We start from the raw sequence: 9,103 nt of genomic DNA, 5'->3' as shown, positions 1-9,103 counted from the left end.
TGACGAAGCCTTGCCACTGCTTGCTCCAGGGTTTGCCGTTGCTGCTCAAGCGCTGCTAGGTCACTTTGAAGTGAGTGATGTTTCTGCTGATCAGCATCTAGCTGAGTTTGTAGCTGCTGGAGTTTAGCTTCTAGTTCTTGCTGAGCTTGGGCATGGGTCGCCTGAGTTGCGTCTTGATAATCCTGTAGGGTTTGCAGCGATCGCTTCAAGGCTTCTTTTTGTTGCTCAAGCGTCTTAATGTCGGCTTTAAGAAACATAAACATCTCTTGCTGGCGCTGCCGATTCGCTACAAACACCCCAGCGGCTGAGGCTGGAATTGTTATCAAGCTGATTAATGCCGAAGTTCTTACTTGACGAGTAACAGCAAGACTGAGGCTAAAGCCAACTCCAAACGCTACAGATGTGATGATCAACCAATTCTTATTCTCACCCATAGAATTAGTGAACCCAGTGTAGAGCTTAAGTATACATTTATTCAGGTAATCTTTATTCTACGGTGGTGCTGATTGGCTAGAGCAACGTCAGTTTTCCTGAACAACTGATCCTGAGCAACGTCAAAAGGAGTCATCGGCAAAGCTACCCTAGAGGGGTTGGGACACATCAGTTGTGATTGTTGAGGGAAGAGTTATAAGCGACACTATCTTGTTATGATAATCGCCCTACCAACCCCTAGACAGGTGCCTAGTGGGCAGGGTCAGCTATCCTGACAAAACAAATGCCTTTACCTACAGCCGAAACCGACTGCAACAATTTTCAAAGGCCTGTTACACCAAATACCCCTGTACTCTATGAGAAAAGTTATGCGAGCCATGTTTTTATATGGTTCGTTTATCCTAACCAGCTACTTTTTACAATCGGATTTTGTAGAAATCCTAAAGCCTCTATAAATCTAAATCCGACTGGTATGGTGCTAGCCGGAAACCTGTAATCTAGAATCTATTAGCCGGAAACCTGTAATCTAGAATCTATGGCTTGTCACCACACGCATACACACGCATATAGTTGATTCCTTGAACATGGTTATGAAGTCTTATGTTGCTGCTGCCTTGCAAATGAACAGCATCCCTGATTTGGAGAAAAATTTAAACCAGGCAGAAGATTTAATTGATCTAGCGGTTAAACAAGGCGCAGAGTTGATTGGATTACCTGAAAACTTTTCTTTCTTAGGCGATGAAGAGAAAAAGATAGCCCAGGCAGAAACGATCGCCCGTGAAAGCGAAAAATTCCTCAAGACCATGGCACTAAAATATCAGGTCATGATTTTGGGGGGTGGCTATCCGGTACCGGCTACTCCTGGCAAAGCTTACAATACTGCCCTACTGATTGGACGCAATGGGCAAGAGCTAGCCCGCTATGAGAAGGTGCATTTATTTGATGTAGACTTGCCCGATGGTAATACCTATCGTGAGTCTGGCACTATGGTTGCCGGTAACCAGATGCCGCCAGTTTATCCCTCTAAGGAGTTGGGAAATTTGGGATTATCCGTATGTTACGACTTGCGCTTTCCGGAGTTATATCGCCACTTAGCGCAAATGGGCGCAGAAATTCTGTTTGTGCCTGCTACGTTCACGGCTTACACGGGCAAAGATCACTGGCAGGTACTGCTGCAAGCTCGTGCCATTGAAAACACCTGTTATATCATTGCCCCAGCCCAAACTGGCAAGCATAATGCTCGTCGCCAATCCCATGGTCATGCCATGATTGTAGATCCTTGGGGTGTGGTGCTGGCTGATGCAGGCGACCAACCCGGTGTTGTAGTGGCGACGATCGACCCTTCACGCTTAGAGCAAGTTCGCCGCCAAATGCCATCTCTCAAGCACCGAGTGTTTGTGTAATGACCACCTTAAAACCTTTAACACCATCGCCATGGTTATGGTTACGTCGCAATCTCTTCAACACTTGGTACAACGTTATCCTCACGCTTATAGCCGTTGTAATCTTGGGATGGATTCTTGTGCTCACAACTACTTGGGCTATACAACAAGCCCAGTGGCGAGTAATTCAGGCTAATCTATCTCTATTCCTGGTGGGGCGTTATCCCAAAGATCAGGTGTGGCGTGTTGCGATCGCAGCTCTGTGGTTTGGGGCAATTGTCATCGCTAGCAGTTGGTATTTATGGCAACAACCACGCTCTGTAACAGTCCGCCGACCCGCTTCTTGGGTAGCGTTTATAACCCATCCCCTCTCCATTACCGTGCTGCTGACAGTTTCAACCCTTGGGATCTGGTGGTTGCTCAGCGGTGGGGCAGGCTTAAAACCCGTGCCACCCATTCGCTGGAATGGGTTATTGCTGACTGTTGTACTGTCTGTAGTAAGCATCGGGGTAGCGTTTCCCTTAGGAGTGCTGTTGGCTCTGGGCCGTCAGAGTGATTTGCCCGTTATTCGCTGGTTTAGTGTCCTATATATCGAAATCGTGCGTGGCTTGCCATTGATCGGCATCTTGTTCATGGCCATGGTGATGCTACAACTGCTGTTTCCCCCTACCATTCGCCTTGATCGGGTGTTGCGAGCGATCGCGGGCCTTGCTCTTTTCAATGCTGCCTACCTAGCCGAGGCTGTACGGGGTGGCCTGCAAGCTATCCCCCGTGGACAGTATGAAGCGGCTAAAGCCTTAGGGTTAGGCCCATGGCTGACAATGGGGCTAATTGTCTTGCCGCAAGCGCTACGAGCTGTGATTCCAGCGATTGTTAACCAATTTATTTCCCTGTTCAAAGACACATCGTTACTAGCGCTATTCGCCTTGGTGGAACTAACGGGCATCTCTCGATCGATCTTGGCCCAAGCTGACTTCATTGGGCGCTATGCCGAGGTATATCTCTTTATTGGTGCCATCTACTGGTTGATTTGCTATGGCATGTCTCAGTTCAGCCAACGGCTGGAACAAACTCTAGGGAGCAGGTAGCCGCTTCTTATCCGAGGTTACTTGCCTAGATAAGCTTCGAGCACGGCTGGATTAGATTGCACCTCCTCTGGAGTGCCATCGGCTAGGTTGCGACCTTCCGCCAAAACCCATACCCGATCGCACAGCGACATAATCACATCCATATTGTGCTCAATGATCAAAAAGCTCATACCCTGCTGATTCCACATCCGAATGTGATCACAGATCTGGTTAATCAATGTAGGGTTGACTCCCGCTGCTGGCTCATCTAGCAAGATCAGCTTAGGATTTACCATCAGTGCCCGTGCCATCTCCAGCAGTTTCCGCTGTCCACCAGAGAGTGACCCTGCATAGGCATTTGCCATATGGCCTAGGCCAACGGAATGCAAAATTTCTCGTGCCTTGTCGCGCAGTTGTTGCTCTTCGGCTGCTACTCGCCGAGGCTGAAGCCACACCTGCCAGAAGTTCTCACCTGTTTGGTGCTGTGCTCCTAGCAACATGTTTTCTAGCACAGTTAGCCGAGATAGAACCCGTGCCACTTGAAAGGTACGAACTAGGCCCTGTTGAGCGATCTGGTGAGGCTGCAAGGTGTGAATAGGTGCCCCATCAAACAGAATAGTGCCCCGATCAGGCCGAATAAATTGAGACAGCAAATTAAACAGTGTGGTTTTTCCTGCACCATTTGGCCCAATCAAGCCCGTGATGCTACCCACTGGAACTGTAATGCTAGCGTTGTCTACAGCACGAATGCCGCCAAAACTCTTACACAGATTATGTGCAGACAACAACAATGAGGTCGGGGTTGATGCAGACAACGATCGTTCTAGCTCTACGGTCATGGGCAAGGCCACGATGATAATCCATCAACCCCTAGTCTACCAAAAGCAGCTAGCCAACAATAGCTAGACTTAACCAACATTGTAGGCAGATACCATCGCCCACCAAATCAGCAGTGCAATGCCACCTAACACTAGAATTGCAGAGATGGCAACCGCAATTGGCGAGTCAGCTCCATCGAACTTCATGATGCCGCGGTTTAAATCTGACATGGCGCAGTCCTCCGTGTTAACAATATCGGCGTTGCTGACAATAGCTGACCCAGCTACCACAACCTATATCTCAATTTTTACTGACGCATCTAGAACTGGGTTGTTTCCTAGGTAACGAAGTTATTAACTGTTACAAAGTGACTCAATTGTTAACTAAATGCCTCAGTGAATCTATTGATTACACAGCACAGCGAGAGACCAATCGCTCAGCATCAGCTTGGGTGCGATGCAATAGTTGGCAACGACTCTCTAGATCTGTGCTTACTGCCTCTTGATTCAGCGTGGGGACTAGATTACGTGCTTGCAACGCCATATGAAGTTGCAGTTGGGCTACATAGTCTTCAATGCTTTCTTCATACAAGTGACGATCAGACCGGGCAACAGGACAAGCACTCGTTAACCAAGCAACACGATCAGTAAAGGACGACTCTAAAGACCTGTTCATAGAAATGAATAACCGTTAATTGAATAGGGAAGTATCGATAATAGTCAAGGAGAAGTTAAAGAGCATCCAAGAATGCCATGCAGATGCTCAGGCATGACAACCGTTAATAAAGCCTGAGGGCAACTGCTCACCAAGAAGGTATCACGGCTGTTACAGATGGCTCACACCTCGTAATCAAGTGTAACGTTGAGCGAGATTGTCAGGTATTCCAGTGTTAGGTTGGGAGTGTAGGTATCGCTAAACATACAGGTTGATGTTTCTGTCAAGCAGAACCGGGCACCTAATAATCAGTAACAAGCTGATGCACAAGATCTTCACTGACGTACTATCACGATTGTAATTGCTACGAGTTAATTCCCATGACAGAGGTACCTCTTTTTTCCATTGTCATCCCCACCTATAATCGCCCTAAGTCCTTAGCAGAGTGTTTAACAGCCTTAACTCAGTTGGACTATCCCCACGATCGCCTAGAGGTGATTGTTGTTGATGATGGCAGCACTATGTCACTAGAACCAGTAGTTAACCCCTTTCGTGACTCATTAACTATTGCGTTGATTACCCAAACTAACCAAGGGCCTGCTACTGCCCGCAACACAGGTGCGAGCCATGCTCAAGGAGCCTATCTAGCCTTTACAGACGATGACTGCCGACCAGCACCAGACTGGTTAACCAACTTTGCCGTGCAGTTTGCAAAAACACCAACAGCACTCTTAGGTGGTCACTCTCTCAATGCGTTGCCCAGCAACCTCTATTCCACAGCCAGTCAGACATTAATTGACTATATCTATTGGTATTACAACATTAGTTCCAATCGCCCAACGTTCTTTGCCTCGAACAATATGGCATTGCCAACCTTGTTATTTCACGAGGTGGGTGGATTCAACACCACGTTTCCGTTGGCAGCCGGGGAAGACCGAGAATTTTGCCATCGTTGGTTACATGCTGGTTATCCCATGCAGTATGTCCCCACTGCCCGCATTCACCATGCCCATCAACTTTCCCTCAAAACCTACTGGAAACAACACTTTAACTATGGACGGGGAGCCTACCATTTCCACTGCATTCGTGCTCAACGGGATGCTAGCCCTATGCGAGTTGAGCCGCTCTCGTTCTACATCAACTTGCTGACGTTCCCATTTTCTCAACTGCTGAAACAGCCTCCAATACTGATTTCTCTGTTGCTGGTAGTGTCTCAAGTTGCTGGGGTATTGGGTTTCGTTTGGGAACACCGGAACCAACTAGCATCTGCTGCATGAGCACAATTATCGGTGCCGTCGCGGTCTTAGGAGGTTATAAGATAGGGAGTGACCTGTCCATCGGTTTGAGAGCATGACGGCTACGATCGCTGTATTAAAAGCCCGGTTAGAAGCAGCCTTGGTCAATGCCTTTGGAATTGAGCTAGCCGGAACGGATCCGCTGCTGGCACCTACCAATAATCCCAAGTTTGGAGATTACCAAGCAAATGTTGCTATGTCCCTGGCAAAGCGGCTGGGTATGGCACCTAGGGCAATTGCTGAGGCGATCGTGCAGCAACTAGAGATAGCTGACCTATGCAGTCCGCCAGAGATTGCTGGCCCTGGTTTCATTAATTTTCGCTTACTCCCCGATTACTTGGCATCTCAACTTCAGGCTATGCATAGTGATCCACGCTTAGGCGTAGAGATGACTGCAAAGCCGCAGCGTATTATTGTTGATTTTTCCAGCCCTAATATTGCCAAAGAGATGCATGTAGGTCATCTTCGCTCCACCATTATTGGAGATTGCATCGCCCGGATCCTAGAGTTTTATGGGCATGATGTCCTGCGTCTTAACCATGTAGGCGATTGGGGAACCCAGTTTGGCATGTTAATTGCCTACTTGCGAGAAGTCTATCCTGATGCACTAACCACCTATGAGGCGCTGGATTTGGGAGATTTAGTGGCATTTTATCGACAGGCTAAACAACGCTTCGATGCTGACGCAGACTTTCAGGCTGTAGCTCGGCAAGCAGTCGTCAGTTTGCAGTCTGGTGATCCTGATAGTCGCAGGGCATGGCAATTACTATGTGAGCAGTCGCGGCGAGAATTTCAGCACATCTACGATCGCTTGGATATTCGCCTCACCGAGAGAGGAGAGTCCTTCTACAATCCATTTCTACCTGATGTATTGACCGACTTAGCAGCAGCAGGGTTACTAGTGGAAGATAATGGTGCTCAATGTGTGTTTTTAGAAGGCTTTACTAACAAAGAAGGCAAGCCCTTACCGCTGATTGTGCAGAAATCTGATGGCGGCTACAACTACGCCACAACGGATCTAGCGGCCATTCGCTATCGCATCACCCAGGATTTGGCCGAGCGCATTATTTATGTCACGGATGCAGGGCAAGCTAACCACTTTGCTCAGGTGTTTCAGGTCGCTAGGCGAGCAGGCTGGGTGCCCGATGGGGTAACGTTAACCCATGTACCCTTTGGTTTGGTGCTGGGGGAGGATGGCAAAAGGCTGAAGACCCGCTCTGGAGAGACTGTGCGGCTTAAGGATTTGCTGGATGAAGCGGTAGAGCGCGCCCGTAGGGATCTAGAAGCCCGCCTGCAAGCGGAGCAGCGGCAAGAGTCGCCTGATTTTATAGATCAGGTGGCCCAAGTTGTGGGCATTGGGGCTGTTAAGTATGCTGACCTGAGTCAAAACCGTAATAGCGATTACATTTTTAGCTATGACAGGATGCTGGCTTTGCAGGGCAATACGGCTCCGTATTTGCTTTATGCCTATGTCCGTATTCAGGGGATTAGTCGCAAGGGTGGGGTTGAGCTTTCTCCGCTCGATGGGTCGGCAACTACGGCTCTAGCAAGTGTGCAGTTCCAACTTGCTGAAGAGACAGAGCTAGCTTTAACTAAACGACTGTTGCAATTTAAGGAAGTGCTAGTCGAGGTAGAGGCCGATTGGTTACCTAACCGCCTGTGTCAGTATTTGTTTGAGCTGAGCCAAACCTTTAACCAATTTTACGATCGCTGCCCAGTGCTCTCTGCCGATGAACCGTTGCGAACATCTCGCCTAGCCCTGTGTGACCTTACTGCCCGTACTCTCAAGCTAGGGCTAAGCCTACTGGGAATCCCCACCCTAGAACGCATGTAGAGTCAGATACAACAGCAACTGTGCAAATAGCTACAGCGTCATTTGTTTCAGATGGCTCCGGGGGTCAGTCGTGCGCTGAGCACGAATCTTCTCGTAATATTCCCGCTCTATCGCTGTTAACTCCTTAGGCGGCACAATCACGACCTGCACCAATTGGTCACCCCGTCCACCTTTGGGGTTAGGCCATCCTTTGCCCCGAAGTCGCAGCGACTGTCCAGAGCGAATTCCTGGTGGCACACTCATAGTTACCATACCGTCTGGGGTAGGTACGTCAATCCGAGCACCCAACACAGCTTCATCGGGGGTAATGGGCACTTCACAGGTCAAGTTGTCTCCATCAAAGCGGAAAAAGCTATGGGGCTGTAGCTCCACATTGAGGTACAGATCTCCCCGCTCACCATAGGAACCCATCTGGCCTTTGCCGCGCACTCGGATGCGGCTACCAGGTTTAGCCCCAGCAGGAATGCGCACATCAATTGTCTCCATACCAACCGTCAGCCGCTTTTGCACCCCATGAAAGGCTTCCCTAAAGGTGAGCTTAATGGTGGATTCATAGTCAGTTCCAGGCTGGGTACTAAATCCAGTAGTTTGGTTAAACCCGAAAGGGCTACCAGTGGTGCGCTGGCTGCGACTAGTTTGCTGACCATAGCCAGCAGTTCCCGTTGAGAATCTCCCTAATAGCTCATTTACAAATTCTTCAAAACTGGCATATCGTCCAAACTCAACCGTGTCAAAGTTGGAAGCAGAGCTACCGCCAGACCAAGGATTTCCCTGCCCCACCTGTTTCCAGTACTGACCAAATTGGTCGTATTTGCGACGTTTGTCAGTATCGGACAGGACTTCATAGGCTTCATTGATGTCTTTGAACATCGCTTCCGCTTTACGATCGCCCGGGTTCAAGTCCGGGTGATATTTGCGTGCCAATCGACGATAAGCCTTCTTAATTTCCTCACTATCAGCAGTACGGCTTACCCCCAAAATGGCGTAATAGTCTTTGAAGTCTGTTGCTGACATCCACCTAATCTCCCTTGCTGCTACTCCCTTGCAAGTTTCTTGCTTTCAATGTAACACTGGAACTAGTTAGGCGATGTTACGGTTCCCCGAACGAGACAGGCAAAACCCATTGCTAGATCCGTGGATCTTGCCCATCGCAGGGTAGTTATTTGGTTAGCTGGCATCAAGCTCTTGCATAAATCCTATTAGTTTTACAGCGCGGCTGCAATCTCTACACCAATTTGGTTGGTAATCTAGTTCGTAATAATAGGCAATTAACATGACCTAAATCATTAATGAATCACTATAGGTCTATGCATCTAATCACAACCTAGATAGCTGGGACTTGCTATGGTGAGCGATGGTCATGATAATTTAGGGGTTAGGCAGTGGAGATACCGTGTTAGCTGGGTATATTGAGTAAAGGCTGCATAACTCATGCATTTCGGTGTCAATTACCATGATGATGACTGTGATGTGCATGTGAGATGCAGTTCTAATGCTGCTAGGTACGATCCTGTGGTTTTGAAAACAGTCGTTAACGTCGTCATGCAATTGGGAGAATCGTTGTGATTCAGTCTAATGTAGTCCAAGCGAAAGAGACACACCAACCACTACCCCTAACGG

General features: G+C 48.5%; 9 protein-coding genes. 4 read left to right on the top strand and 5 right to left on the bottom strand.

Going from position 1 to position 9,103, the window contains the following annotated elements:
- Positions 1 to 434 (bottom strand): hypothetical protein (locus NZ772_08330; protein ID MCS6813559.1); only part of this gene is annotated, 434 nt, incomplete at its 3' end.
- Positions 435 to 1,022: 588 nt separating this feature from the next.
- On the opposite strand from NZ772_08330, the gene NZ772_08325 reads away from it, so the two are divergent.
- Both NZ772_08325 and NZ772_08320 read left to right on the top strand, forming a co-directional pair.
- The gene (locus NZ772_08325; protein ID MCS6813558.1) at positions 1,023 to 1,835 is read left to right on the top strand and encodes a carbon-nitrogen hydrolase family protein; all 813 of its coding nucleotides are present in this window, start codon (positions 1,023 to 1,025) and stop codon (positions 1,833 to 1,835) included.
- A complete protein-coding gene (locus NZ772_08320; protein ID MCS6813557.1) occupies positions 1,835 to 2,902 on the top strand; it encodes an amino acid ABC transporter permease in 1,068 nt (355 codons plus the stop codon). Before NZ772_08325 ends, NZ772_08320 begins: the two co-directional genes overlap by 1 nt.
- Before the next feature lie 17 nt (positions 2,903 to 2,919).
- Here NZ772_08320 and NZ772_08315 read toward each other — a convergent pair whose 3' ends face one another.
- The 3 genes from NZ772_08315 to NZ772_08305 form a co-directional block, all read right to left on the bottom strand.
- On the bottom strand, positions 2,920 to 3,720 hold the full coding sequence (locus NZ772_08315; GenBank protein MCS6813556.1) for an ABC transporter ATP-binding protein: 801 nt from the start codon (positions 3,718 to 3,720) through the stop codon (positions 2,920 to 2,922).
- Between the two features lie 69 nt (positions 3,721 to 3,789).
- Complete coding sequence (locus NZ772_08310) at positions 3,790 to 3,930, bottom strand: hypothetical protein (protein MCS6813555.1); 141 nt, start codon at positions 3,928 to 3,930, stop codon at positions 3,790 to 3,792.
- 178 nt (positions 3,931 to 4,108) lie between these two features.
- Positions 4,109 to 4,375, bottom strand: a complete 267-nt coding sequence (locus NZ772_08305; protein MCS6813554.1) for a hypothetical protein — start codon at positions 4,373 to 4,375, stop codon at positions 4,109 to 4,111.
- A 359-nt stretch (positions 4,376 to 4,734) separates the two neighbouring features.
- On the opposite strand from NZ772_08305, the gene NZ772_08300 reads away from it, so the two are divergent.
- Positions 4,735 to 5,631, top strand: a complete 897-nt coding sequence (locus NZ772_08300; protein ID MCS6813553.1) for a glycosyltransferase family 2 protein — start codon at positions 4,735 to 4,737, stop codon at positions 5,629 to 5,631.
- 73 nt (positions 5,632 to 5,704) lie between these two features.
- Complete coding sequence (argS, locus tag NZ772_08295) at positions 5,705 to 7,483, top strand: arginine--tRNA ligase (protein ID MCS6813552.1); 1,779 nt, start codon at positions 5,705 to 5,707, stop codon at positions 7,481 to 7,483.
- Positions 7,484 to 7,513: 30 nt separating this feature from the next.
- On the opposite strand, the gene NZ772_08290 is transcribed toward argS, so the two are convergent.
- Positions 7,514 to 8,497 carry a DnaJ domain-containing protein gene (locus NZ772_08290; protein ID MCS6813551.1) on the bottom strand — a complete coding sequence of 328 codons (984 nt, stop codon included), beginning with the start codon at positions 8,495 to 8,497 and terminating at the stop codon, positions 7,514 to 7,516.
- Between the last annotated feature and the right edge of the window lie 606 nt (positions 8,498 to 9,103).

The organism is Cyanobacteriota bacterium (assembly GCA_025054735.1).
GTDB lineage: Bacteria > Cyanobacteriota > Cyanobacteriia > SKYG9 > SKYG9 > SKYG9.
The sequence above is the reverse complement of the archived record's forward strand: the minus strand, read 5'-3'. Positions and strand labels throughout refer to the sequence as shown.

Bases quoted from the DNA above. Each gene is read 5' to 3' on its own strand.
- NZ772_08315 (MCS6813556.1), bottom strand. From the start codon at position 3,720: ATGACCGTAGAGCTAGAACGATCGTTGTCTGCATCAACCCCGACCTCA.
- NZ772_08290 (MCS6813551.1), bottom strand. From the start codon at position 8,497: ATGTCAGCAACAGACTTCAAAGACTATTACGCCATTTTGGGGGTAAGC.
- NZ772_08300 (MCS6813553.1), top strand. From the start codon at position 4,735: ATGACAGAGGTACCTCTTTTTTCCATTGTCATCCCCACCTATAATCGC.
- argS (MCS6813552.1), top strand. From the start codon at position 5,705: ATGACGGCTACGATCGCTGTATTAAAAGCCCGGTTAGAAGCAGCCTTG.
- NZ772_08325 (MCS6813558.1), top strand. From the start codon at position 1,023: ATGAAGTCTTATGTTGCTGCTGCCTTGCAAATGAACAGCATCCCTGAT.
- NZ772_08310 (MCS6813555.1), bottom strand. From the start codon at position 3,930: ATGTCAGATTTAAACCGCGGCATCATGAAGTTCGATGGAGCTGACTCG.
- NZ772_08305 (MCS6813554.1), bottom strand. From the start codon at position 4,375: ATGAACAGGTCTTTAGAGTCGTCCTTTACTGATCGTGTTGCTTGGTTA.
- NZ772_08320 (MCS6813557.1), top strand. From the start codon at position 1,835: ATGACCACCTTAAAACCTTTAACACCATCGCCATGGTTATGGTTACGT.